The organism is Pseudomonas avellanae BPIC 631 (assembly GCF_000444135.1).
GTDB classification, from domain to species: Bacteria; Pseudomonadota; Gammaproteobacteria; order Pseudomonadales; family Pseudomonadaceae; genus Aquipseudomonas; species Aquipseudomonas avellanae.
On the sequence record NZ_ATDK01000536.1, the window covers coordinates 1 to 1,122 of the forward strand.

Here is a 1,122-nt window from a genome sequence, read left to right on the forward strand (position 1 = left end):
CCGTAAACATATCCAACTGAAATCGCCGAACCGCTGTGTGACGCAGAGCGTCACGAGATGGACGCAGAGCGTCCAGAACTGCATGCCGACGCGGAGCATCGGCACGATAATCATAATCGAGGATGAATGTGGGAGCGGACTTGTCCGCGAAAAGGCCGGCATAATCGCAGAAAATGCATCGTATGAAATACCGTCTTCGTGAGCAAGCTCACTCCCACAGACATTTCTGGCCAGCTAGATACTGCAGTTTCAGCCCCGATTTTTGGGCTCTTCAAAACATGTGTATCACGATGAGCGCTGCCCGGCCTCAATGCCGCCAGAACGCCGGCACACACAGCACCAGCACAGTAATGATCTCCAGACGGCCGAGCAGCATACCGCCGGACAGAATCCACTTGGCAGCATCCGGCAGGGTGGAGAAGTTACCCGCCGGGCCAATGACCTCGCCCAGCCCGGGACCCACGCCAGACACAGTGCTCGCCGCACCCGTCAGCGCAGTCATCCAGTCCAGCCCGAGCAGCGACAGCATCAACGCAATCAAGCAGATGGTGATCGTGAAAAAGAACGAAAAGGTCAGAATCGAGCGAACAATTTCGTCGTCCAGTCGATGCCCGTTGTACTTCTGCTTCATCACCGCGCGTGGGTGAATCAACTGATTAAGGTTGGTCTTGAGCAGAATATAAGCGACCTGAAAGCGGAAAATCTTCACCCCGCCTGCCGTCGAACCGGAACAGCCACCGATGAAACCCAGATAAAAGAACAGCATCAGCGAGAAATTGCCCCACAGGCTGTAGTCACCCAGTGCAAAGCCCGTAGTGGTTACCACCGACGTCACGTTCAGCGCCACATGACGCAGCGCTTCGGTCCACGGCAAGTCAGTGGTATTGGCGTACCACACGGTCATCACCAGCCAGGTAATCAGCAACAGGCCGATCAGCCCCTGCACCTGCTCATCCTTGATCAACGCCTTGCGGTTGCCGCGCAGCGTCGCGACGTACAGTGTAGTGGTCAACTCATCCCGGACACGACGTTAAGGTTTTTCTCGTACTGAGCGGGCGCCAGTCCATCATTGAACTGGTGTGGCCGAATCCAGTTGTAGCGATGCATCAGATAATGACTGAT

At 55.7% G+C, this 1,122-nt stretch carries 1 pseudogene; it reads right to left on the reverse strand.

Annotation, left to right across the window (positions count from 1 at the left end):
- Positions 1 to 307: 307 nt before the first annotated feature.
- Positions 308 to 1,012 (reverse strand): annotated as a pseudogene (locus tag DW49_RS0124365) (TrkH family potassium uptake protein); the annotation flags it as partial.
- Positions 1,013 to 1,122 lie beyond the last annotated feature (110 nt).